Origin of the sequence: Pedobacter sp. UC225_61 (genome assembly GCF_044452285.1) — a bacterium.
Classification (GTDB): domain Bacteria; phylum Bacteroidota; class Bacteroidia; order Sphingobacteriales; family Sphingobacteriaceae; genus Pedobacter.
In genome coordinates this window covers 2,369,094-2,392,885 of record NZ_JBIOAL010000001.1, presented here as the reverse complement: position 1 = coordinate 2,392,885, position 23,792 = coordinate 2,369,094, and the positions used below count along the sequence as shown (strand labels likewise).

General features: G+C 33.6%; 19 protein-coding genes and 2 tRNA genes. 8 read left to right on the top strand and 13 right to left on the bottom strand.

What is annotated here, in order from left to right; genetic code table 11:
• Positions 1–133: 133 nt before the first annotated feature.
• Genes ACHMWN_RS11080 through recR form a run of 4 tightly spaced genes read right to left on the bottom strand, consistent with a single transcriptional unit; the run spans position 134 to position 3,164 of the window.
• Entirely contained in the window at positions 134–955 is an 822-nt protein-coding gene (locus tag ACHMWN_RS11080; RefSeq protein ID WP_397300873.1) for an alpha/beta hydrolase, read from the bottom strand.
• 20 nt (positions 956–975) lie between these two features.
• The gene (locus tag ACHMWN_RS11075) at positions 976–1,791 is read right to left on the bottom strand and encodes an SDR family oxidoreductase (RefSeq protein ID WP_397300871.1); all 816 of its coding nucleotides are present in this window, start codon (positions 1,789–1,791) and stop codon (positions 976–978) included.
• A complete protein-coding gene (locus tag ACHMWN_RS11070) occupies positions 1,791–2,540 on the bottom strand; it encodes a phosphatidylinositol-specific phospholipase C/glycerophosphodiester phosphodiesterase family protein (RefSeq protein ID WP_397300869.1) in 750 nt (249 codons plus the stop codon). Before ACHMWN_RS11070 ends, ACHMWN_RS11075 begins: the two co-directional genes overlap by 1 nt.
• Positions 2,541–2,546: 6 nt before the next feature.
• Positions 2,547–3,164, bottom strand: coding sequence for a recombination mediator RecR (recR, locus tag ACHMWN_RS11065; protein ID WP_397300866.1), 618 nt, complete (start codon positions 3,162–3,164; stop codon positions 2,547–2,549).
• 178 nt (positions 3,165–3,342) lie between these two features.
• Between recR and ACHMWN_RS11060 the strand changes: the two genes are divergently transcribed.
• Positions 3,343–4,851 (top strand): sodium:solute symporter, encoded by a 1,509-nt coding sequence (locus tag ACHMWN_RS11060; protein WP_397300863.1) that lies wholly within the window; start codon positions 3,343–3,345, stop codon positions 4,849–4,851.
• Positions 4,852–4,954: 103 nt separating this feature from the next.
• Positions 4,955–5,662, top strand: a complete 708-nt coding sequence (locus tag ACHMWN_RS11055) for a TIGR00730 family Rossman fold protein (protein ID WP_397300861.1) — start codon at positions 4,955–4,957, stop codon at positions 5,660–5,662.
• Between the two features lie 79 nt (positions 5,663–5,741).
• Here ACHMWN_RS11055 and ACHMWN_RS11050 read toward each other — a convergent pair whose 3' ends face one another.
• Both ACHMWN_RS11050 and ACHMWN_RS11045 read right to left on the bottom strand, forming a co-directional pair.
• Entirely contained in the window at positions 5,742–6,332 is a 591-nt protein-coding gene (locus tag ACHMWN_RS11050; RefSeq protein ID WP_397300858.1) for a DUF502 domain-containing protein, read from the bottom strand.
• A gap of 9 nt (positions 6,333–6,341) precedes the next feature.
• Positions 6,342–8,801: a bifunctional UDP-N-acetylmuramoyl-tripeptide:D-alanyl-D-alanine ligase/alanine racemase gene (locus ACHMWN_RS11045; RefSeq protein ID WP_397300855.1), complete on the bottom strand. Its 2,460-nt coding sequence runs from the start codon at positions 8,799–8,801 to the stop codon at positions 6,342–6,344.
• A gap of 17 nt (positions 8,802–8,818) precedes the next feature.
• Here ACHMWN_RS11045 and ACHMWN_RS11040 point away from each other — a divergent pair, with 17 nt between their 5' ends.
• The 4 genes from ACHMWN_RS11040 to ACHMWN_RS11025 all read left to right on the top strand — a co-directional run bounded on the left by ACHMWN_RS11040 (position 8,819) and on the right by ACHMWN_RS11025 (position 10,275).
• Complete coding sequence (locus ACHMWN_RS11040) at positions 8,819–9,349, top strand: regulatory protein RecX (RefSeq protein WP_397300852.1); 531 nt, start codon at positions 8,819–8,821, stop codon at positions 9,347–9,349.
• 124 nt (positions 9,350–9,473) lie between these two features.
• Positions 9,474–9,546 (top strand) — tRNA-Gly (locus tag ACHMWN_RS11035).
• Positions 9,547–9,600: 54 nt separating this feature from the next.
• Positions 9,601–9,685, top strand: a tRNA-Leu gene (locus ACHMWN_RS11030).
• Positions 9,686–9,846: 161 nt separating this feature from the next.
• The gene (locus ACHMWN_RS11025) at positions 9,847–10,275 is read left to right on the top strand and encodes an SRPBCC family protein (protein ID WP_397300849.1); all 429 of its coding nucleotides are present in this window, start codon (positions 9,847–9,849) and stop codon (positions 10,273–10,275) included.
• A gap of 54 nt (positions 10,276–10,329) precedes the next feature.
• Here ACHMWN_RS11025 and ACHMWN_RS11020 read toward each other — a convergent pair whose 3' ends face one another.
• The 5 genes from ACHMWN_RS11020 to ACHMWN_RS11000 all read right to left on the bottom strand — a co-directional run bounded on the left by ACHMWN_RS11020 (position 10,330) and on the right by ACHMWN_RS11000 (position 19,111).
• On the bottom strand, positions 10,330–12,774 hold the full coding sequence (locus ACHMWN_RS11020; RefSeq protein ID WP_397300847.1) for a bifunctional YncE family protein/alkaline phosphatase family protein: 2,445 nt from the start codon (positions 12,772–12,774) through the stop codon (positions 10,330–10,332).
• Between the two features lie 100 nt (positions 12,775–12,874).
• Positions 12,875–13,642, bottom strand: a complete 768-nt coding sequence (locus ACHMWN_RS11015; RefSeq protein ID WP_397300844.1) for a metallophosphoesterase family protein — start codon at positions 13,640–13,642, stop codon at positions 12,875–12,877.
• A 138-nt stretch (positions 13,643–13,780) separates the two neighbouring features.
• The gene (locus ACHMWN_RS11010) at positions 13,781–14,584 is read right to left on the bottom strand and encodes a LuxR C-terminal-related transcriptional regulator (protein ID WP_397300842.1); all 804 of its coding nucleotides are present in this window, start codon (positions 14,582–14,584) and stop codon (positions 13,781–13,783) included.
• Between the two features lie 112 nt (positions 14,585–14,696).
• Positions 14,697–18,209: a M1 family aminopeptidase gene (locus ACHMWN_RS11005; RefSeq protein ID WP_397300840.1), complete on the bottom strand. Its 3,513-nt coding sequence runs from the start codon at positions 18,207–18,209 to the stop codon at positions 14,697–14,699.
• A gap of 5 nt (positions 18,210–18,214) precedes the next feature.
• A complete protein-coding gene (locus ACHMWN_RS11000) occupies positions 18,215–19,111 on the bottom strand; it encodes an ABC transporter ATP-binding protein (RefSeq protein WP_397300838.1) in 897 nt (298 codons plus the stop codon).
• A 212-nt stretch (positions 19,112–19,323) separates the two neighbouring features.
• On the opposite strand from ACHMWN_RS11000, the gene ACHMWN_RS10995 reads away from it, so the two are divergent.
• Complete coding sequence (locus tag ACHMWN_RS10995) at positions 19,324–20,820, top strand: sensor histidine kinase (protein WP_397300835.1); 1,497 nt, start codon at positions 19,324–19,326, stop codon at positions 20,818–20,820.
• Positions 20,817–21,545 (top strand): LytR/AlgR family response regulator transcription factor, encoded by a 729-nt coding sequence (locus tag ACHMWN_RS10990; protein WP_397300832.1) that lies wholly within the window; start codon positions 20,817–20,819, stop codon positions 21,543–21,545. The genes ACHMWN_RS10995 and ACHMWN_RS10990 overlap by 4 nt, the downstream gene beginning before the upstream one ends.
• Here ACHMWN_RS10990 and ACHMWN_RS10985 read toward each other — a convergent pair.
• Both ACHMWN_RS10985 and ACHMWN_RS10980 read right to left on the bottom strand, forming a co-directional pair.
• Positions 21,542–22,042, bottom strand: a complete 501-nt coding sequence (locus ACHMWN_RS10985; protein WP_397300830.1) for a 2OG-Fe(II) oxygenase — start codon at positions 22,040–22,042, stop codon at positions 21,542–21,544. The two genes, ACHMWN_RS10990 and ACHMWN_RS10985, sit on opposite strands and share 4 nt — an antisense overlap.
• Before the next feature lie 343 nt (positions 22,043–22,385).
• Positions 22,386–23,789 (bottom strand): efflux transporter outer membrane subunit, encoded by a 1,404-nt coding sequence (locus tag ACHMWN_RS10980; RefSeq protein WP_397300828.1) that lies wholly within the window; start codon positions 23,787–23,789, stop codon positions 22,386–22,388.
• Positions 23,790–23,792: the final 3 nt, after the last annotated feature.

The window sequence follows — 23,792 nt, the reverse complement described above, 5'->3', positions numbered from 1 at the left end:
CTATTGCGTTATGCCACCACCAGTTTTTATTTACGTTTATCTGTATCATTCTGCCACAAATATGGAATAGTTTTTAGTATTTACAAAATCTTTCTTCAAATTAATTAAGAATATAGAATTAGATTAACATAGGTTATTTTGTTTCCTTCAAAAATTCTATAATACTTTTATATAATCGGTTGCTACCAAAAACCATCTGACTAATCATGCCTACATGCTTCTTACCTTCAATTATTTCTAGTTTTACAGGCACATTTTGAGATTGAAGTGTTTTGTAAATTCGTTCAGACTGAAGCTGTATTGCTTCATACGTTTTAGTGCCATAAAAAATAAGATGAGGATTTGTACTATTCTTTATATAAAACAAAGGTGAACCTAACTGCCAGGTCTTTTGTTCAGCACTAAACGTTCTAATAAAATCGGCGTAGTTTTCATCTCTTGCTGCTTTAGTTAAGTATTCGTCCATATCTAATCCAAAAGCATCATTTAATATCACACCTTTTATTGGATTTGAGATTCCAACAGCCGCAAAAAATTGTGGATCTGCATTAATTAGTTCGCATAAATGTCCACCTGCAGAATGCCCCATCACAAAAATACGATTTGGATTCCCTCCATAATTTATAATACTATCCTTAACCCATTTCACTGCTTTTGCACTTGCTAAAGCCATTTCTTTATAGGTTGCATTTGGCGCTAAAGGATAATTAATTACGGCAGTTACGATATTATTTTTTGCTAAATTTCTACCCAACCACCAATAGGTTTCTTTCTTACCGCTGCTCCAAGAACCTCCATGAATAAAAACAATTACATCTTGGTTTTGCAGTTCTCCTTTTTTATGGTAAATATTTAAAGTATTTGCTTCGTCGGTATTGCCTGCATAATTAATATTTTTTTCGACACGTATTTGGGCAGAGCCAGTAAAAATCTGACCGAGGAAAGCGAAAATCATAAGTATTAATTTAAAGCGCATTATTTTATCAATGGATTTTTCTCTTTAGCAAAAAGTTCAAATACTTTTTTATCGGTGAATGCAGGAAAAAGCTTATTCATCCAAACTGCCAATTTACCTTGCCCGGTCATAATTAAAGTGCGTTTTCTAGCTGTAATTCCATCACTAATTCTAATCGCTACTTCTTCGGCTGTCATCATTTTCCCTTCCTCCATACTTGTTTCGCCATGCGCCATCCCATCTTTTGCTAATGCTGCAACACGGATATTTGATGTTGTAAAACCTGGACAAGCAACCATTACATGTACACCTGTTTTTAATAATTCAGTACGTAAAGATTCCATAAAACCATTCATAGCAAATTTTGAAGATGAATAACCCGTTCTTCCTGGTAAGCCTCTATATCCTGCAATAGAAGATACGCCAACAATGGTACCTTTGGTTTTCAAAATCTCTGGTAAAGCATATTTTGTGCAATATACAGTCCCCCAGAAATTCACATCCATTAAGTTTTTGATTACCGATAAATCTAAATCTTTAAACAAAGCACGCATGGAAAGTCCAGCGTTATTAATGAGTACATCAACTCTACCAAATGTATTGATGGCTTGTTTAACTAATTCAGCACAATCTTCTTCTTTACTCACATCAGCTTGCACAGCTAATGCTTTAATTTGAAAGTTCTTTTCCAGCTCTGCTGTAATTTCACAGAGTGTTACGTACTGACGAGCACCTAAAACTAAATTTGCGCCACGTTTTGCTAATTCTTCTGCTAATGCTTTACCAATACCCGATGAGGCGCCAGTAATGATGACTACTTTATTCTTAAAATCCATTATTTACGTTGTTCAAAGTAAGCTTTACACTCGCTTATTTTATCTGTATTTATAATATCTACGCCTAAATCACGTAATTGCTGCCAACATTCTTTTGTATCAGGTGCTCCCCAAAAACGAATTGGTTTATTCAGTTTGTGTGCTTTTTCTATAACTGCCTTCAGCTTAATTTTATCTTCTGTCGGAATTTCACCATTTCCTCCCCATTTTGAATAGGTTACAAAATTATCGCTAATCATAGTTACGCGTTTCAAATCTTCTTTCGAATAACTGATGTTTGGTAAGCCATCAAAAAATAGCCATTTAGGATATGTGCGGAAAGTTGAATCTGAAGGTCTATTCCCGCTAATTACAATTTGAATAGCATTTTTATACTTACTTCTATTAAAGACAGCCCCATATTTTTCTATTTCTTTTCGCAATGCGGGATACGTTAAATCCCAATTATCCTTAATATCAATCATTAAACGGAAACTATACTTTTTGCCTTTATCTTTTTGCAATTGGGCAATCGGCGACAAATACATCGCACCAATCGTTCTAGTTAGGTTTTTATCCTTTTTACTATGTGCAACAATCAGCGAATCCTTGATTAGAAAAACATCAGCTTCAATTTCATATGCTTGATTGGAGTACGCTTCTGTTAAAGGTTGAGCATGAGTATAATCATTATGAGAATGTATTTTAATCTGCGCAAAGCTCGAGATAGCGAGTAATACTAATACTGTAAAACCAGTTAATTTCTTCATCCAATTTTATTTAATAAAAGAGCCTTCATAAGGAATTCTAGTCAAAATAGAACGGCCTAAAGTAATTTCATCAGCATATTCTAATTCTCCGCCAAAGGCGATACCACGGGCAATTGTGGTGATAGGAATTTGGAAATCTTTTAATCTTTTATGAAGGTAAAACAGCGTAGTATCTCCTTCCATATTTGCACTTAAAGCTAAAATAATTTCTTTTACTGGTGTTGTAGCTACACGTTGTACTAGGCTATCAATAAATAAATCTGATGGACCAATACCATCCATTGGAGAAATTAATCCTCCTAAAACATGGTACACACCAAAAAATTGATTGGTATTTTCTATTGCCATCACATCACGGGTATCTTCTACTACGCAAATAATTTCCTTTTCGCGTTTTACAGCCGTACAAATACTACAAGTATGATGATCGGATATGTTATGACAAACACTACAATGTTTAATTTCTTCTTTTAGTCTAATTAAGGTATTGCCAAAGTGAGAAACTTCTTCTTGCTCTTTCCCCAATAAATGTAAAACCAAACGCAGTGCAGTTTTTTGGCCCACACCTGGTAATTTTGCAAATTCGTTTACTGCATCTTCAAGCAGCTGAGAAGAAAAGTTCATTTTACAAATTTAATTAAAATGGTGTGGATTGATAGCCAAGATATGAAATATTACAAAAAGATTTAACGATCAACATAGCTTAGAATTTGATGGACTATTACACTATCGTTTAATTATTTTTAACCAAGCAATTGATTTAAAATTGTAAATTCTTACATTTAGAAGCTAAATATAAATTATGAGTCCAACCATATTACTTTGTTTCTTAATCGGATATTTTGTCCTTTTAATTATTATCGCGTTCGCTACATCAAGAAAATCTTCTGACAACTCGACTTTTTTTATTGCCAATAGAAATTCTAAATGGTATTTAGTTGCCTTCGGAATGATTGGAACAGCTTTATCTGGAGTAACTTTTATTTCCGTTCCTGGAGAAGTTGGTGCTCCTACCGGGAACCAGTTTCAGTACTTTCAGTTTGTTTTAGGAAACGCAATTGGCTTTATTATTATTGCCACAGTACTGCTTCCTCTTTACTATAGAATGAAGTTAACTTCAATTTATAGTTACATAGAACAGCGTTTAGGTTATTATAGCTATAAAACTGCAGCTTCCATCTTTTTAATTAGCCGTACAATTGGTTCTGCATTTAGACTGTATTTGGTAGTTATTGTTTTGCAACGTTTCATTTTTGATAGCTATGGCATTCCTTTTTGGGCTACTGTACTAATTTCTTTAGGTTTAATTTGGTCTTATACATTTAAAGGAGGTTTAAAAACAATCATTATAACCGATACTTTGCAGACCTTTTTCTTGGTATTATCGGTTTTCTTAACTATTTATTTTATTTGCAATAGTTTAGATTTAAGCATTCCTCAAGCATTTGAAACCATTAAAAATAGTGGTTATTCTAAAATATTCTTTTATGAAGATTTCCTGACCAATGGTTTCCATATTAGTAAGGCATTGTTAGGTGGAATTTTTGTAACAATCGCCATGACAGGTTTAGACCAAGATTTAATGCAAAAAAATCTTAGTATGGGTACTATTAAGGAAGCTCAAAAGAACATGTTTACCTTTACCGGTGTATTTGTAATCTTAAATATTTTCTTTTTAAGTGTTGGCGCTTTATTATATGTTTATGCTACAAAAAATGGAATAGAAATTCCATTAGATCACCTAACTGGAAAACCTCGTACCGACTTTTTATTTCCTGAAATTGCCTTAAATCATTTGGCTACCATTCCGGCCATTGTATTTATGTTGGGATTAACTGCCGCAACTTTCGCCACTACTGATAGTGCGTTAACTGCCTTAACAACATCATTCTGTGTAGATTTCTTAGGCATGGATAAAAAAGAAAATGTGAACAATGAAAAGTCAGTTAAACAAAGACATTTAGTACATGTTGGATTCTCTCTACTGATGTTTTTCGTTATAATTTTATTCAATGCAGTGAATGACGAATCTGTCGTAAAAGGTATTTTTAAAGTAGCTTCTTACACCTATGGTCCGCTTTTAGGATTATATTCATTCGGATTATTCGTTAAAAACCGTGGTGTTCATGATAAATTTGTTCCACTTGTATGTGTACTTTCTCCGGCGGTGTGTTATTTTTTAAATGAATATTCAAAAACGTTATTGGGAGGTTATGTTTTTAGCGTAGAACTGATATTAGTAAACGGATTGATTACATTTGTAGGCTTATTACTGATCAGCAAGAAAACAGATCAACAAACTAAATTTTAAATTGGTTCAATTTAACTAGTTCATTTGTATAGAACGTCTAATCATCACACCACTGAACAAATGATGCTAATGAACCAATGAACAACACATAATATATCTAAGAATGACAAGTGAAGAAAAGATAAGAAGTGCTTTTGCAAATAAAGATTGGCAAGAAATAAAAGTAACAGATAGCTGGCAGATTTTTAAAATCATGGCAGAGTTTGTAGATGGTTTTGAGAAATTGGCTAAAATTGGGCCATGTGTAAGTATTTTTGGTTCTGCTCGTACTGCAGAAACTAATCCATATTATGAAATGGCTGTAGAATGCGGTCGTTTATTGACAGAGCGTGGGTATGGTGTAATTACTGGTGGTGGACCTGGTATTATGGAAGCTGGTAATAAAGGAGCTCACATGAATGGCGGTAAATCTGTAGGTTTAAATATCGATTTGCCTTTTGAACAGTTCCATAATAAATACATCGATCATAATAAGTTATTAGAGTTTGATTACTTTTTTATTAGAAAGGTAATGTTCATGAAATACTCTCAAGGGTTTATTGTTTTACCTGGCGGAATGGGTACGATGGATGAATTGTTTGAAGCGATAACTTTAATTCAAACTGGTAAAGTTGCTCGTTTCCCAATTGTTTTAGTAGGTAAAGCTTACTGGGGTGGATTGGTTGATTGGATTAAATCAACTATGTTAGAAAAAGAGCATAATATACATGCAGAAGATTTGAATTTATTTAGATTAGTTGATACTGCCGAAGATGCAGCAGAACACATCTTTAGATTCTATGATAAATATGTATTGAAACCGAATTTTTAAAGATTACACATATCTTTCAACGAAAAAGAGCCGAATAATTTCGGCTCTTTTTTATTTTATAATGATTTTATATTTTCTACTAGAAATGACTTACTCCACCGCTCACAACTAACTTCATTGCTTCGGCAGCTGTCATTTTTAAAGGTTTTATTTTTTCTTTACTTACAATGTAAACTTGTCCTGCAAAAGAATAAGAGAAAGGAAAATAAACAACAACGTCTCCCGGCAAATTTAACTTTGATAAATCACTTTGGGTTAAAAACCCTATTCTTTTCATTCCTCCTTCAACTTCTACTAACACCGGATTATTGAATTTCTTTTCATCGCCAACAAAAGCCTCAGTTAAATCTTTAATGGAAGAAAAAATGAAATTAAGTAAGGGTAACCGATTCAATATGCGCTGAAACCAATTGTACATCGGTTCAGTTACAAAATTGGTTACAAAAATACCTGCAATTAAAATGATAAATATAACTAAGCCTAAGCCTAAACCTGGAATGTTTCTATTTGCTCCAGTAATTGGATTTACACCTAGAATGTTATTTACATTCAGCCAGCTATCTACCGTTGTAACCGCCCAAACTACAATAAAAATGCTTAAGGCAACTGGCACAACAATCAATAATCCTTTAATCAGATAATTTAATATCGCCTTTCCTATCCTATTCATACTGCAAAGTTACTCATAAAAATATACGCGTTTTACTCTTTGTGAGATATTGGTTAAGATTTCATATGGAATGGTATTAATTTGGCCCGCCAAATCAACTATAGTTTGTTGATGATTAAATACGATTACTTCATCCCCAGTTTTCACATTTAAACCAGTTATATCAAGCATACACATGTCCATACAAATAGAGCCAATGGTTGGAACCAATTTTCCATTAATGAGCATTTTACCTACTCCATTACCAAAATTTCGATTATAGCCATCAGCGTAACCGATTTTTACAGTCGCAATTTTTCCGCCATTTGGCAAAACACCTTTACGGCTATAACCTACCGTTTCTCCGGGCTTTAGTACTTTAACCTGAGTAACCGTTGTTTTTAAAATAGCTACGGTTTGCAAGCCAGCATTGTGATCTAACGCACTATCAAAACCATATAAACCAATGCCAATTCGTACCATATCTAATTGTGCATCTGGCCAACGAGTAATACCAGATGTGTTTAATGCATGTTTTAAAGGATAATAATTAATCAAGTTGGTTATGGTGGTGTATAATGATGAAAATTCATCTAATTGATGCCTAGTAAACCCATCGTGTTGTGCACTATCACTCGCAACTAAATGCGTAAAAATGGAAATCACTTTAAGTTTAGTGGTGCTTTTTAAAACATCCATTAATTCTGGCAAATCTGTTTTTTCAAAACCAAGTCGATGCATTCCTGTATCTAATTTTAAATGTATTGGAAAATCCACTTCGAACTCTGGTAAAAAATTCAGAAAACTTTTTAAAATGCTTGTATTGTATATTTCTGGTTCTAATTTATGTTTAACCATTGCTTCAAAAGCTGATGGCTCTGGACTCATCACCATAATTGGCAAAGTAATTCCAGCTTTTCGCAGGGCGATGCCTTCATCTGCATAAGCAACCGCCAAATAATCTACTTTTTGGTATTGCAATAAATTAGCGATTTCAAAACTTCCACTTCCGTAAGAAAAAGCCTTAACCATCGCCATCACTTTTACTCCAGATTTTAATTTAGAACGATAAAATTGCAAGTTGGATGCTAAGGCATTTAAATTAATTTCTAAAACCGTATCGTGTATTTTTTGAGTAAGCAACTTGCTTATTCTGCCAAATTCAAATCGACGAGCACCTTTCACTAAAATAGTTTCATTTGCAAAATGAATGCCTGGAAGTTGTTCTATAAAAGCTTGTGTGCTTTCATAAAATGATGATTCAATTTTAAATAAATTGGCAAAAGCCGAAATATTTGGACCAATACCAATTAAACGATTTAAGTTTTTCTGCTCTAGCAAAGCTGAAATTTCTGTATACAAAACCTCATTATTCTTTCCTGTTTCATAAATATCAGAAAGGATTAATGTTTTCTTGGGATGTTGGTTCTGCAGGTTTAAAAAATCTAATGCAATGGCTAAGGAAGAAATATCAGCGCTATATGAATCATCTATAATGGAGCAATTTTCTATACCATTAATTAATTCTAAACGCATACTTACTTGCGTTAATTTCTCTAAACGCAGATCTGCTTCTTCGGGCGTATAACCCATAGCAAGTAAAGTTGCCCAACAAATAATTCCATTTTCTACCGAAGCTTTATCGCTAAAAGGAATTAAACACTCTATTTCCCTATCCTGATAAGTCGCCCTAATATAATTTTTGCCTTCAATTGGTTCTATAAAAGAAACATGTAAATCTGCGGGTTGAGTTGTACTCCAAGAAAATTTTGTTTTTCCAGGCAAATCAGTTGCATTTAGTTCGGTAACGTATTCAGGGGCATAAACAAAGAGTTCAACGTCTTTAAATAGTTTGAGTTTTTCGGTTAATTTCTCTGTTTTATTTTCAAAACCTTCGGCATGTGCTTCTCCAATATTTGTTAGTACACCAATGGTTGGAGTAATGATAGCGGCCAAGGCTTCCATCTCCCCTTTTGTAGAAATTCCTGCTTCAAAAATGCCTAAAGTATGTTCTGGTTCAATTTGCCAAACCGATAATGGCACACCAATTTGTGAGTTAAAACTTTTAGGGCTACGAATTATGTTATAATCAGATGCTAATAATTGATATAGCCATTCTTTAACAATGGTTTTTCCATTACTACCTGTGATACCTATTACTTTTAAATCATTAGCTTTTCTTTTGTACGTAGCTAATTCTTGTAAAGCTTGAAGTACATCGTTTACTTGCAAAAAATTAGCATCCATGTATTTTTGCATATAACCTGAATCAGATATTACAAAATTTCTAATTCCGCTTTCATACGCATTACTTATAAATTCATGGCCATCACGTTGTGCTTTTACTGCAAAAAATAAAGAACCTTCCGGATCAATTACAGTTCTACTATCTGTTAAAAGCTTTCTAATTACAGTTTCAGGCTGAGGTAAAATTGCCTTTGCTTTTAATATTTGGACAATATGTTGAATGGAATTAATTTCTTCGCTCATTATAAAAAGAAAAATGCATGATTGCTGTTATTTTTTACGAATTTCAACAATTAATTATGAATACCCATAAAGATAAGCCACTCATTTTAGATAAAAAAACCGCTCTTCTTAAAGCAGAAAGTTGGTGTGCTTATCAAGAGCGTTCTCAGCAGGAAGTCCGCAATAAATTGTATGAATACGGTTTACATCAAAACGAGGTTGAAGATTTAATTTCTGAACTGATTACAACCAACTTTATTAATGAAGAAAGATTTGCAATGGCTTATGTTTCGGGCAAAGTAAACATCAAAAAATGGGGAAGAATAAAAATTAAACAAGGCTTAAAGCTTAAAAAAGTACCTGATAAATTGATTCAAAAAGCATTAAGTAGTATTGATGGTGATAAATACTTAGCAAATTTACTAGCAACTGCAGAAAAAAAACTAAGGGTGTTAAGTGAAAAAGAACCTGTAAAAAGGAAATATAAGCTCATTACGTACCTTCAAAGCAAAGGTTTTGAAAATGATTTAATTTTTGATGTACTGAAAGCCAATAACTTAACTGTATAGTGAAATTTATTATAAAATATTTCTTGACGGGAATATAAATCTGTTTATATTTGCATTCCCAAACGGAAAGAGGATTTTTAAAAATTCACTTGCTAATAGGGAAACATCGGATGGTGTTAAAAATGCGAAAGTAGCTCAGTTGGTAGAGCACGACCTTGCCAAGGTCGGGGTCGCGAGTTCGAATCTCGTCTTTCGCTCTAAATGCCTTCCTACCAGGAGGCATTTATTTTAAAAGCTTTATCAGCTTTTAAGCTCGGATGGTGGAACTGGTAGACACGCAGGACTTAAAATCCTGTGCCCTCAACAGGCGTGCGGGTTCGATTCCCGCTCCGAGTACAAACAAAATCGACTAAAAAGCTATCAGAAATGATAGCTTTTTTTGTTTCTAATTAGTATTGCTTTGCAAGAAACAATCACACCCTAAATTTGTCGTATTTACCCTTAACGGGTTTAAAAATGTTGCTTTACCTTTATCTTATTAATTTAAAACCTTAAACATGGAAACAGCAAATAAGACAACAATTACTATAGAGAGCGTAGTAAATGCTCCAATAGAACGAGTTTGGGAATTTTGGGGAAAACCTGAACATATTACACAATGGGCTTTTGCTTCTGATGATTGGCATGCTCCTTATGCTGAAGGCGAGTTGCGTACAAATAGTCCCTTTAAAACTACGATGGCTGCTAAAGATGGTAGTTTTAGCTTTGATTTTGAAGGTGTATACACCAACGTAATTGAACCCAGCTTAATTGAATACACCATTGCCGATGGCAGAAAAGTAAGCGTTACTTTTAAAAGTGTGGGGAATACAACTGAAATTATAGAGACGTTTGAACCTGAGGATATGAATTCTTTAGAAATGCAACGTGGGGGCTGGCAAGCAATTTTAGATAGTTTTAAGAAATACGCTGAGGCGAATGTGTAGCCACAGATAAAAGGGATTAACACAGATTGTCTATGATAATCCCTTTTAATTATTTTATTTATCGTCGGTATCTTTTTTCTTTTTTTCTAAAATAACGAAAGCGCTTCTTTTAGGAGCTGGCATAATTGAATTTTCTCCTTTTACCGATTTCCATACCACTTCACTTAGCTCTAAATCTGGCACTGAATCTTCTTTTGCGAAATTGAAGAATTCTGATTTTTTACTACTTTCGTTTACAGCAACATTCCGGGTATTTAAATCTATCAAAGGCCGTTTTAAAGTATATGGAGTAAAATCTGGTGTACTTGTAAAGCATTCGAACAAGGGCATTGCAGCTGCATCATACTGGCTCATTGGTGGTAAACCTAAAATCAATTCCATAGTTCTTAAAAAGCCAGAGGTTGAATACATGGTGTGCACTACTTTATTTCGTTTTACATATGGACCTACTACATAAGCTGGAGAACGATGTGCATCTACGTGGTCTGGCCCATTTTGAGCGTCATCCTCTAAAATAAAAACAACTGATTCTTTCCAAATTGGACTATGTGATAGATGTTCGAGAATGCGTCCAACGGCTAAGTCGTTATCTGCAACGGCAGCTTGTGGTGATATTTTACCTTTTTTCTGTCCACTAGTATGATCATTTGATATACGTAGCGTATTAAATTGAGGAACTGTACCTGCAACTAGTAATGAATCGAAATCATGCTGCCATGCATCTACTCTAACCTGATCAGTTATATCCATATCAAAGCCTGGAGAATTTGGGCACATGTGACCTTGAAGTGATTTGATGTTTGCCTTTGCATAATCACCAAACTCACCATAACTGCGATACGTAACCCCTGCTCGTTGGCAATAATCCCAAATAAAGCCTCCTTTTGGGTAGGTAACTGGTCGACCACCTTCGTAACTAGTTGAACCACCACGACCGCCATAGCTTGTTGGCCATGTTTTCTCTACAACATCTGTTGCATAAGCTGCCATGCTCCAATTATGCCCATCGGCGCTAACTTCTGCATCTACATAAAAATTATCAAGCAAAACATAATTTTCAGCAAAAGCATGTTGATTTGGCGTTATTTTTCTTCCGAAAAGTACCAAAGACGTATCTCCATTACCTTGTGGGAGATCACCTAATACTTGATCGTAGGTACGGTTTTCTTTAATGATATAAAACACATGTTTAATAGGCGATTTTCCTCCTTGTTTTCTCGGGATTGGATTTCCTTTTTCTCCGTCTGCTTCAATTGTTTTTTTATCGTTAAATGGTGTATTGGCATAAACTTGTTTAGTGTATGCTTTTAATTGTTCTGGTTTTATGGCATCAATAGAAGACAGCGTGCCTTTAAACAAACCTGCGATGTATTGTAATCTGTTATTTGCAGTGCTGCCCATTTGGTAACCACTATTATCTGCTTTAGAAATTGGTTGTGGTCCTTGTGGGTTGGCTAAAGAAGTATTTCCTTTGCCATTAGTCACTATTATTTTAGAGCCTAATGTTTTTACATTCGTTGGGTACCATCCTACTGGGATAAAACCTTGACTTTTACTTTCTCCTGGTTCCGAAACATCGAATACGGCTAAGCAATTATTATCTGCATTGGCGATGTATAATGTCTTTTCATTTGAGCTTAACGCTAATCCGTTGGTAGTAGAACCTGTTAATTGTGTTGCGTAAAGTGTAGTTGCTATGGTTTCTATTACTTTATTGGTGGTGGTGTTGATAACAGAAACGGTGTTATCATTGGCATTTGCTACAAATAAATAGCTGCTGTTTTTGGTCAATAAAAGTTCGTTAGGATGATCGCCCACGTGGATTGTTTGAGTGATTGTTTCTGCACTCGTGTTAATTACAGCAACTGAACGGCCTCCCCATAGGGAAATATATAGTTTACTTTCATCAGCAGAAAGAACACAACTATATGCTATTGCTGGTAACTGTATTCTTTTTTGTATTTCTCTTTTGGTGGGGTTAATAATATAAAGACTGCTATCTTCTTTGGTTACAGTATATAATTTAGTGTTGCTTTTATTAACAGCAATACCAGCTGGACTTATTTTGCCTTTTGGCCAAATTGGACCTAATTTAATGGTATCACTTTTTGCTAGTTTGTTATTTTTTATTTGGAAATCTAGGATCCAATTATCGTTTCCGCCAGACGCGTAAATGTGCTGCTCATCTTTGCTGAAAGCTAAACCGTACCAAGATTTAGTGAGTATACGTTCATCGAGAATTTTTTCTGTTTTAGGATCAATTAATTGAAGTGACTGCGTACTTTGTCCGTTATTAGTAACTGCCAAATACTTACCTGATGAACTTATTTGCATGTTTAATGGCAAATCTCCTAATTGCAAAGAACGCCCAGCTGGGCTTAATTTCCATCCATTTGGCAATAATATTTGATTAGTTTCTGCAACTTTTCCAGGCCATTGAGCAAAGATAGGTGTTGTTATAAAGGTTAGTATAAAGAGTATGATTGATGATTTTTTCATATTAATAGAACTCAGATTGATTTAGAATTTAGTTGAGTTTAATGTTGGATTTTGGCTAGCGTTTACTTGATACGTGCTAATTTTATTATTTTCATCTACTTCAACTATTCGATAACCACGATATTCGGTGCCCCAATTTCCGCCTATGTGGGAATTCGAAGAAATGTGGTAATTTTTCAGTGTAAAAAACAGAATCGAGGCTATGATCGTGCCCATGAAATACAGCCTTTACATTTGGATAGCTATGCATTAACTTAATGGTATCTGGGCACTCTACAAATGGGCTTTCGGGTACCCAAAAGTGCGGTGGAATATGTAAAACCACAAATACCGTTTGAAGTGTATTAAATTTATCAAGCTCTCTCTTTAAAAAATCTTTGTTAGGACATAGATAAGCTCCTTTTGTATCTGAAGTATTGGCTAGTACAAAGCCTACCCCATTTTTTTCGAAAGAGAAATTATCTTCGTAACCAAAAACAGTTTTCCAAATCGCAGCATCAGCATGATCATGATTTCCAGGAAGAGCGTAAAATGGGACTTTTAATTTATCGTAATGTTCTTTCTTAACTTCCGCTAATAAATCTGGTCTATCGTGAACTAAATCACCATTTATAATTACAAAGTTTAATGGGTTTTGATCATGTGCTTCATTTAACCAACGAACTATGTTTTCATGGTCTTTTTTGTAGTTTGTATTTGGTTGCCCATAATGTCCATCAGATGCGATGGCGAAGCGTAGTTTAGGTCTTTGCTTTGATTTTGTTACTGCATTATGACTGGCATCCGCCAATGCGGTAACTACCGGAGAGAGGCTAGCGATTGCTAAACTGGCTACGCTGCTTTTAATAAAAAAACGTCTGTTTGCCATTCTAAGAATGATTTAAAGTGCTAACAAAGAAAAGCCAATAGTAGGATTCTAGCTTTTAATTAAAACAGCATTTATGTTATGATTAAGTTAATTATACTTAAATATAATACTAAAAAGCAGCAACTTTAATCAAGCATGTTATAACCAACCATTTAAAATGCCCTTTTTAATCATTTCGCTTGAAGAAGTGCAATTTAATTTTTCTAACATATTTCTTCTGTGGGTATTTATGGTATGTTGACTAAGAAATAGTTCGCTGGCTATTTGCTTACTGCTTAACCCATCTGCTATAAGTCTTAATACTCTTTTTTCGGCTTTAGAAATTAGTTCATCATCGTTAATTGGTAAATTGATGGCAACGTTGATATCAATTCTTTTGATGTTTTGAATATCAGAGCTATCTATAATGTAATGCAGTACGTTTTTATCTGTTTTTATTAGGCTGATGTCTGTGATGATATTTAGAAAATAAATGGGTTCCATATCATCGTTAAATAAGACAGGAATGCTTTGATTCATGCATTGAAATCTTCTGCCATCTTTTCTTTTTAACTCAAATGTATAATTCACTTTAATATACTTTCGGTCTTCTGCTGGTCTACTAAAAAGATATTCGAAATATTTTACTCCGCCTTTGGTGATTTTTAACAATTCCCAAATTGAATGGGTTTTTAAAGTACTGTAATATCCTTTTCCTTCAAAATCTGATGGTTGATAACCAGTTAGGCTTTCTATCCCACCGCCTACTTTAACAATAGTATGATTAACGCTATCTGCTAAAACATAAAAAAAGTTATCAATGCAATGATACAATTTAAGATGTTCATCTAAATCGAAAGTAGTTTTAGCTAAGATTGTAGATTTTTTACCAATTACACGATTCGTAAAGTATGTAAATTGATGCCAGTATGTTAATAATTCTTTGTATTGCTTTATTTCCATGCTTTAAAATCTTCCGCTCTTTATAGGCTTATCTTAAGGATAAATTTAAGATAAATTTAGCAGAAAAAAGACAGGCTTTAACCTTCAATTATTTAGGGTTAAAGCCTGTAACTTATTTAATCTCTTGCATGTTATCTGCTAAATTTTCGTCCAATAGATAAGCATAAGGATCTAAAGCAACTGTTTTGGGTTTTTGATTTGCCACAATAGTGAGGTTTGTTTCTAATTGATTAAAGCGGTGCTTTTTTAGGTAAAAAGGTTTAGTATTTCTATCCCAATCTATTTGCGGTTTGTTAAAAAAGGCAAGGTCTACATCCATATCTGGTGGAAGCAATTTATCTACTCCTTGTTTATTCTCGCCTATATTTATTTGTAAATCAATGCTAAACTTTCCGTTATCTAGGGCTTTGCAGGATAAAACTTTAACCTTCATCTGATAATTTACCACTTGATTAAAGCTATCGTCGATAAACTTCTTTTGATTTGCTGGTGCAAGTTGATAGAATGCTCCAATTAAATCTTGAGTTTTAGCTCTTGGATTTGGGTTTGTATGTTTTGCGATTAAATTACTCAACGCTTGGTTAACGGTTTTTTTGCCTAAAATTTCTTTTGTAGCGTACATCACTAATCCGCCTTTTTGATAATGAACTTGGTTTTGCCCCATGGTTTGTGCTAATGGAGCCTCTGGCATATTAGGATTATGGTATAAGAAATACATGTTATTATCGTCTCTTAAATAATTGCTTAGATACATTTTACCATATTTTTTTTCTAAAAGAATAGCTTCTGTGTATTTGGCTAGCGATTCTGTGAGCATGGCATAACCTTTACCATATGCTGGGCTTAGAATGTTTGCCCACCATTGATGCGCAACTTCATGTGCGGTAATGGCATAACTTTGATCTACTTTATTCTTATCACTGAAATTGGTTAAAAAGTTTAATCTTTCAGCGTTAAAAATTAATCCAGGATAAGCCGTTGCTGCTCCTTTATATTGAGGAATTTCGGCAAGGGTAAATTCCTTTAATGGATAAGGACTGAAATTCTTATTTCCATAATCCAATGCATCTTTTATTGCGCTGAACATGGTTTTCACATTATACTCATGTCCTAATTGATAATACACGCTTAATGTTACCCCTTTATATTGCTCTTTTTTAACTTGATAACTCGCCGAACTCAATGCAAACATAAAATTAATTGGTGTTGTTGTTTTATAATTAAAATAGCGCCGATTATTGGCTAACCATGATTTTTGTAAAGTACCCACAGTAACTACGTGTTGGTTTGGTGCGGTAGAAATAGTCGTTTCTAGATCTATCAAATGATACGTACTATCGTAAGAATTCGAAGTAGTGTAAGACGACAATCCTGCATTTTTCCTTAACCTGTTGTCGTCTATTTCTATACTTTCATTATACCCAAACTGAGGAACAAATTTTTCTAATTCGATATAACTTCCATTTGAAACTACTGTGTTTTCAGGATCAAAAGGCACAAAACCAGATCGTATTACTTCCAATGAGAAATCCATATTTAGTTCTGCCCCAGGCTCTAATGGAGTTTTTAAATCTATAAACTGTTGATTAAATTCTGCATCTACTTCGTGTTTCGTAGCATTTGGCACAGAGATTTCGAAATGATTTACTGTTTGCCTTACATAAACCAACAGTTTAATAATTGGATGGTTGGTTTCATTTTTTAAAAGATAACTTCCCTTTACAGTATACTTACTTTGATCTGTAAATAAATCTACTTGTATTTTAATTGCCTTTATAGTTGGTTGAGGAAGTTTAGCAAACGGTTTATATTTTTTCTCGTAGTTAATACTCCAATTAAGCTGTGTTTTTTTGTTTTTATATTTCCCTACAATATTAGTTTGCTGATAGATAAATGCACCACAAGAAATCCAAATTAATGTTGCTGTTAATACTACAAATTTTGATTTGTAAATGGATTTTGGAATTGATTTTAAACGTTCTAAAAATGTGAATTGAATACTACTTTGCCACATTCCTATTGTTAAAACTGAAAGAATACCTGCAAAACCAAACCAATATAACGTATACCAATTAAAAGCTTTAGCGTAATGTCCGAAACCGTTGAAGTAAGAGAATTGGAGGTCGGGTAAGGTTGCAAATCTTAATAGAAAATGTTCTATGCCTAGTCTTGATGCAAAGACAATCGCAAACACCACCACCATACTTAACATCATCCCTAAGTATTTATTTGCTGTTAAGTTTTGAATAAAAACAATAAGAATAATGAACAAGAATAACGGAAATGCGCTGTAATAATATAAAGAAAGATATTTAGGTAATTCGATATCTAAATAACCATTAAACACTTGTAAAGCAATACCAATTCCAATATTCGCTGTTACTAAAACTATAACCAAAACACCAAGAGTTAAACATTTTGCTGCCCACAATGTCGAATTTTTAACGGGTGTACTATAAATTAACGATTGGATATTCGTTGTTCTTTCTCTGGCAATTAATTCGGCAGCATAAAAAATAAGTAACACTAGGCTAAATTTCATCGACCTCATTTCTTCTATTATAGCGCCAGTTGTTGGATAAAACTTAATACCATAAGGCCCATATAAAATGGAATCTTTTAATTCTACAGAGAAAATAAATATCCAGAGTAAAAGCATCACCATAAAAGGGATGTGCTTAAATAAGGAAACTACTTCTAATTTAAATTGCGATTTGAAAGTAGAAAAGTTGTAGTTAAATCCAACAGGAAGAACGTTGAAATGTCTAAACGGAATTAGTTTAATCTGTTTTTGAGTTTTATCTTTTTGTTTGGATTGACTTTGGTTTTGTATTCTGAAATTAAAAAACCGATAACTTATGGTAATCACTAACGCACTAACTGATAACCAAAGCAATCGATTAGCTAAAAACACTTCTTTTACTGGAAATAATTGTTGATTTCGCTGTACATCTGACCAGCTACGTGTATCACTAAAGAAAGATGCTAAGCCAAATGGGTCTATTAAAAATGGTAAAATAGTTGAAGTTTCCGCTCTTGGTGTTGAGGTTGCTAATAATGGAGAATTGCCTAAAATAGAGGCTGCCATGTATAAAATATATAGCAATACACCTGCAGCATAAATTGCTCGAACATTTTTAGTTAATATGGCTGTGCAAAAAATTAAGCTTGTGGCAAAAAGCACGTTTGGAAAACCAAATACAAAAAGTGGCTGTAGGTAATTAAAGAGATTAGAGGCACCTAGGTTTTCATGATCTACAAAAAAACTACCTATATAAATTCCTAAAACAGTTAGTACAAGTAAGGACAATACGGTAATTAGTAAGCCTAAAAATCTAACCAGAAAATAAGGAAAACGTTTAACAGAAGTTGTAAATATTACAGACTCCATTTTATAAATATTGTCTCTTAATACTACGTTCGCACTAAATAAAGTACCTGCAAATATCGAGAACAAAGAAAATAACGCAACAATATTAGTAATTACATATGGCGAGTTTTTGTGAACTTCGCTACCGCCAAAACCTCCTTGAATAGCAGAAAAACAACCTAATATAAAAAACAAAAGTGCTGCTATACTAAAAGAAATCTGACTAAAATGATATTTAAGTTCAAATTTTAACATAGACTTTAACATGCTGCTCCCTCCTTAGTTTGAACGCCAAATAAAGCAGCAAAATAAACTTCTTCTAATCCTGGGTAAAATGGTTCGAAGCCTACACTTGGACAATTATCTGCCAATACATATAATTGTATTTTACCTGCAATTATTCGAGTAGAAATTACATTGTATGCTGATGTGTATTCACCCAATGTTGATTTTTCTATTTCCTTATGCCAAACCAGACCTTTTAATTTTGAAGTTAAATCTGCTGGTTTACCTTGTAAAATGAGTTTTCCATTTGCTAAAACCGCCATTTCTGGACAAAGATCATTCACATCCTCTACAATGTGTGTAGAAAGCATCACTACTTTTTGCTCGCCTATTTCATTTAACAAATCATGAAAACGGTTACGTTCTAGCGGGTCTAAACCAGCCGTTGGTTCATCAACAATAATTAATTGCGGATTACCCAACAATGCCTGCGCAATACCAAATCGTTGTCTCATCCCACCAGAAAAAGTACTTACTGAACGTTTTCTTACTTCGTACAAGTTTGTTTGTTGCAGCAAAGCCAATACCTGTTCTTTTCGTTCACTTTTATGTTGCAATCCTTTTAAAATTGCCATGTGATTCAGTAACTCGGCAGCTGATATTTTAGGATACACGCCAAAATCCTGTGGCAAATAACCAAGCTGTGTACGCATTTGTTGTGGATTTTCAAGCACATCGTTTCCATCAAAAAATATTTTTCCAGTATCTGGCAATTGTAAAGTCGCCAAGGTGCGCATTAATGATGATTTACCTGCTCCGTTAGGCCCAAGTAAACCAAACATTCCATTAGAAATGCTTAATGACACATTATCTAATGCTTTCACACCATTCGTATAGCTTTTGCTAAGGTTTTGTATAGTAAGTCTTGCCATGTTATTTTGAATAAGATGGATGCAAATTAGCAGACAGACTTGCACTACATAAATATATGTGATGAAGGAAACGAAAATGATGATGAACGTTGTTTACATGAACTATAAATGTTCAATTCTTATAAAAAATCCTTTTGTCATGAATAAACTACCTTTCATCACTTAAATTTTATCCATTAATCTATTTGTTGTTCTTTTATTATTTTAACACCATGAATAAATCCTTTAGCTTATCTAATTTCCTACTTAAACATGCAGAGTTTTTGGCTTTTGTTGGTTTATGGCTATGGATAGGAATCTTTCAGGTTCAAGAAAAAGATGCAGAGAGTTGGAAATCATTTTTAAGAGCTTTAGTCGTATTTCTTCCAATTCAATTACCAGGGTTTATTTTTTCGTGGTATAAATCAACTCTCATAACCAATCTTACTCACCGTCAGTTTTTAGCCTATTGGACAACTTGTTTTTTAATTTGCCTACCTATTGTTACTGATGTTTGCATTTTATTATATCCAAATTATGATTCTTCGCTCTTTATAGGTACAGCCTTAGCAAGTGTATCCTTAGAATTGATTTTAGTTGCTAATTATTACTACTTAAAAAAGGTACAACACATTAAATGGATTAAGAAAATAGGCCTTGAAAATGCAGTTCTACTTAGTATTGTTTTATTGTCTATTGTTATCTCGGCTATGGCGGTATCAAGTATTGGCAATCCAAATTTTGACACAAAAGAGCAATTGTTAATTGGTTTTGTGTTTACACCAGCAAAGCTGATCACTCATTTTTGGACCTTTGTAAGCTTTACGTTTCAATTTTTATTCATGTATCTATGTGGTTATCTATTTTTTCTAGTGAATAGTAGATTGTTAGTTTCGAAAATATTAAAACAAAAAGGTCTCATTTTATATATTTTAAGTGCTTTAGTCTGTATTGCCATTTTATATCCAATAGTTGGGCAGTTATTAACTTTATTGCCTATAAATCAGATTTTTGGAAGAGATATTTTTTCGCTCAACCCTTTTTTATTAGAAAATGGTTTTGGTGCCATGGCGATAATTGCATTAAGTTTACCTATTGTATTGGCGATCCAATGGGGTGCACAAAACACACATATCCTCTCTCTACAGAAAGAAAAATCGCAAACCGAATTAGATTTATTAAAGCAACAATTAAACCCACATTTCTTTTTCAATACCTTGAATAATTTATATGCATTGAGTTTACAGAAATCTGAGAAAACCTCAGAAAGCATTTTGCGATTATCAGAACTAATGCGCTATACCATTTACAAAGGGCAGGAAGAAAGGGTTACCATTACTCAAGAAATCAATTATTTAGAAGATTACATAGCCTTACAACAAATCCGCTTAAAAAAACCTTTAAGTTTAAAGTTCGAAAAGCATATCCTCAATGAGGATGTACAATTTGCGCCTTTATTGCTTATTGTTTTGCTAGAAAACGCATTTAAACATGGAATTGAACCTGCAGAAGAAACTGCTTTTTTGAGTTTATCGTTAAGTTGCACCCAGCAGGAACTTACCTTTAGTTGTGAAAACTCTGTTGAATTATATAAAACTGATAAAAAGCCGGGAATCGGACTTAATAATTTGAAAAAACGTTTAGAATTGCTGTATCCAAACGCTTATTCATTTGAAATCACTTCGAATAATGCTATTTTTAAAGCAGACCTACATTTAAAATTATCATGAGTTTACGCTGTTTAATTATAGATGACGAGCCCTTAGCTCATGAGGTGATTTTAGAATACAGTAAGGATATCCATTTTTTAGAGATTTGCGGACAATGTTATCGAGCAACTGAAGGCCTTGAGTTTTTAAGCAGCAATGAAATAGATTTGATATTTCTAGATATAAGAATGCCCAAATTAAATGGTTTAGACTTTTTGAGAACGCTACAACATAAACCTTTGGTCATAATCACTTCGGCATACGAAGAATATGCATTAGAAAGTTTTGATTTAGCTGTATGCGATTATCTCTTAAAACCTTTTCGATTTGATCGGTTTTTAAAAGCGGTTAACCGAGCGTTGGAAAGCCACAATTTAAAAAATCAGTCCATTAAATCTAGCAGTTCTTCATCATCTCCTATTAATAATAATCAACAGATTTCTATCAAATCAGATAAAAAACATGTATTGATTAAGTTAAACGATATTTATTACTTAGAAAGTTTAGGAAATTATGTGAAAGTTTGGGGCGATTTGAATTTCTTACTAACGCCAAGAACGCTGAGTAGTTTTGAAGAACAATTACCTTCGGAAGTGTTTATTCGGATCCATAAATCTTTTATTATCAATAAAAAATTTGTCCATTACATGGAAGGAAACATGATTTTTCTAAAGAATAATCAACAAATCCCTGTAGGCAAAAATTACAAGTCTGTTATTAAGCATTTGCTTGATATTGAAGATTAGTTAGTTTTTAACCACCCTGTAATACTCATTCTTGGTTGATGAGTTACCAAAACTTCATGTTCCAATTCGTTGCTTTTAAAAAAGACAGATTTTCCATTTACAGGCGATATATTTTGCAAGTTATTAAGATGATGAATGCACAATTCTCCACCATCATTTTGTTGCCAATCTGCATTTAAATACATCACCATTGAATAGGCTCTACTTCCATTTTGCTGAAATTGGTCGATGTGTTTTTTGTAGAAACTTCCTTTCTCGTACAAGGTATAATGAAATTCATAGCCTGTAATACCAGTATAGCATGTTCTATTTAAATAAATCACAAAATCATCCATCAAATCGAAAAAGTCATTTTCATGTTTATTATTATGTTTACGATCTAGCCAATAAATCACATCACTTCTTACCAACTTATTATGAATGATTATAGTTTCATTCCCAATGCCAGCAGAAACCATTGATTTGTCGTTGTATAAACCAATTAAATTACTTTTCAACTGTGCAGCAAGTTCAACACTTAAAAAATTGTTGGCTATGCCTACTTTACTTTCAATAAAACTATCGATTAGGGCATTAAAAATTTTTCCAATAAAATGGATTTATTTGGCAAATCGCCGATTGGTAAGGTAGTCTTAATAAATGGTTAAGTTGTATAAAGAAACCTAGCAGTGTTAGAAGAAACTTAGCATTGTCAAAAAGAAACCTAGCACTGTCAGAAAGAAACCTAGCATCCAGCACCATGCGATTACCTTAAAACCTCACTACACTACAACCATTTCTAAAATAAAAAAGGTCCGTATCTCTACGAACCTCTTCCGAAAACAAATTAAATGAAAATTCTTATTTCCAACCCCCACCTAAGGCACGGTATAAATTAACTACAGCTTGTAATTTTTGCAATTTATCGCTTACACCACTTAATTGAGCAGCTAATAAACTTTGTTCAGAAGTTAAAACATCAGTATAATTCGTTGCTGAACTGTAACGCAATAATTCTTGAGTAAAGTCTACTGCTTTAGTTAAAGAAGCGATTTGCTTCGCTCTGGTGGTCTCTTTTTCTGTCGCGGTCTGATATGCATATAATGCATTAGAAACCTCTTGACCACTTGTTAAAAGTGTTTGTTGAAATGTATAAAATGCTTGCTGCTGTTGTGCTTGCGCCGTAGTTAAACGAGCTTTATTTTGTCCTTTCGCAAAAATTGGCTGGGTTAATCCTCCAATTAAATTATAAAACACAGAATTGTTAAAGAAGTCCTTCAATTGCAAGCTAGATAAACCACCGCTTGCAGTTAACGTTAAAGCAGGATAGAAATAAGTCTTAGCTACATTCGTATTTTCAAAAGCAGCTCTAAAGCTAAATTCCGCAGCCTGTACGTCTGGTCTGTTTTGCAATAATTGAGCAGAAATTCCAGTTTCTAAATTGCCATATGCAGATTGACTATCTAAATCAGAACGAAGAATGCTTCCTGGTGCTCTAGCCAACAAAATGTTTAAGGCATTTTCGGTTTCTCTAATGCTTCTTTTTAAATCTGGTATGGTAACCTCTGCAGCGTATAAATTTGCTTCGCTTTGCACAACTGCAGCTCCATTAACTTTAGCTCCTTCTTTCAAAGCTTTCATGGTTGCTACATTATTTGTTCTGCTTTTTATAGTTTGCAACGTAATTGCTAATTGTTTATCTAAAGCCAATAAATTGTAATACGTGTTCGCAATGTTTGCAATTAATTGCGTTTGAACCGCTCTTTTTGCAGCATCAGTTTGTAATAAAGTTGCATAGGCAGAACGTTTTGCACTACTTAATTTACCCCAAATATCAGCTTCCCAACTTGTACTTAACTGCGCTCTATAAGTTTGTGTTTCTAGATTGATGTTTACTCCTGCTGGAAAATTTAATGCCGCCTTAGATTGCTTTGCATCCGTTACAGAAACATCACCTTGCAAACTTGGTAAGAAAGCCGATTTACTTTGTTGTAAAGTTGCTTGTGCAATTTTAATGCGTTCAATTGCTTGTTTTAAGTCTAAATTTTCATTTAAACCTTGTTGAATTAACGTTTGCAAATTAGCATCTGTAAACAAGTTTTGCCAAGGTAAATTTGCTAGTGTTGCGGTATCTGTTGTATTCTGATCACGGTACAAATCTTGGGTTACAACTTTTGGGCGTTCGTATTTTTGAGTTACGCAAGCGCTTAAAGTTAATACAACAAAGCCGATGATGAGAAATGAATGTTTATATCTTAATTTCATGTG

Excerpts from the sequence above, each read along its gene's own strand:
- ACHMWN_RS11080 (WP_397300873.1), bottom strand. The coding sequence starts at position 955 with ATGATTTTCGCTTTCCTCGGTCAGATTTTTACTGGCTCTGCCCAAATA.
- ACHMWN_RS11075 (WP_397300871.1), bottom strand. The coding sequence starts at position 1,791 with ATGGATTTTAAGAATAAAGTAGTCATCATTACTGGCGCCTCATCGGGT.
- ACHMWN_RS11070 (WP_397300869.1), bottom strand. The coding sequence starts at position 2,540 with ATGAAGAAATTAACTGGTTTTACAGTATTAGTATTACTCGCTATCTCG.
- recR (WP_397300866.1), bottom strand. The coding sequence starts at position 3,164 with ATGAACTTTTCTTCTCAGCTGCTTGAAGATGCAGTAAACGAATTTGCA.
- ACHMWN_RS11060 (WP_397300863.1), top strand. The coding sequence starts at position 3,343 with ATGAGTCCAACCATATTACTTTGTTTCTTAATCGGATATTTTGTCCTT.
- ACHMWN_RS11055 (WP_397300861.1), top strand. The coding sequence starts at position 4,955 with ATGACAAGTGAAGAAAAGATAAGAAGTGCTTTTGCAAATAAAGATTGG.
- ACHMWN_RS11050 (WP_397300858.1), bottom strand. The coding sequence starts at position 6,332 with ATGAATAGGATAGGAAAGGCGATATTAAATTATCTGATTAAAGGATTA.
- ACHMWN_RS11045 (WP_397300855.1), bottom strand. The coding sequence starts at position 8,801 with ATGAGCGAAGAAATTAATTCCATTCAACATATTGTCCAAATATTAAAA.
- ACHMWN_RS11040 (WP_397300852.1), top strand. The coding sequence starts at position 8,819 with ATGATTGCTGTTATTTTTTACGAATTTCAACAATTAATTATGAATACC.
- ACHMWN_RS11025 (WP_397300849.1), top strand. The coding sequence starts at position 9,847 with ATGGAAACAGCAAATAAGACAACAATTACTATAGAGAGCGTAGTAAAT.
- ACHMWN_RS11020 (WP_397300847.1), bottom strand. The coding sequence starts at position 12,774 with ATGAAAAAATCATCAATCATACTCTTTATACTAACCTTTATAACAACA.
- ACHMWN_RS11015 (WP_397300844.1), bottom strand. The coding sequence starts at position 13,642 with ATGGCAAACAGACGTTTTTTTATTAAAAGCAGCGTAGCCAGTTTAGCA.
- ACHMWN_RS11010 (WP_397300842.1), bottom strand. The coding sequence starts at position 14,584 with ATGGAAATAAAGCAATACAAAGAATTATTAACATACTGGCATCAATTT.
- ACHMWN_RS11005 (WP_397300840.1), bottom strand. The coding sequence starts at position 18,209 with ATGTTAAAATTTGAACTTAAATATCATTTTAGTCAGATTTCTTTTAGT.
- ACHMWN_RS11000 (WP_397300838.1), bottom strand. The coding sequence starts at position 19,111 with ATGGCAAGACTTACTATACAAAACCTTAGCAAAAGCTATACGAATGGT.
- ACHMWN_RS10995 (WP_397300835.1), top strand. The coding sequence starts at position 19,324 with ATGAATAAATCCTTTAGCTTATCTAATTTCCTACTTAAACATGCAGAG.
- ACHMWN_RS10990 (WP_397300832.1), top strand. The coding sequence starts at position 20,817 with ATGAGTTTACGCTGTTTAATTATAGATGACGAGCCCTTAGCTCATGAG.
- ACHMWN_RS10980 (WP_397300828.1), bottom strand. The coding sequence starts at position 23,789 with ATGAAATTAAGATATAAACATTCATTTCTCATCATCGGCTTTGTTGTA.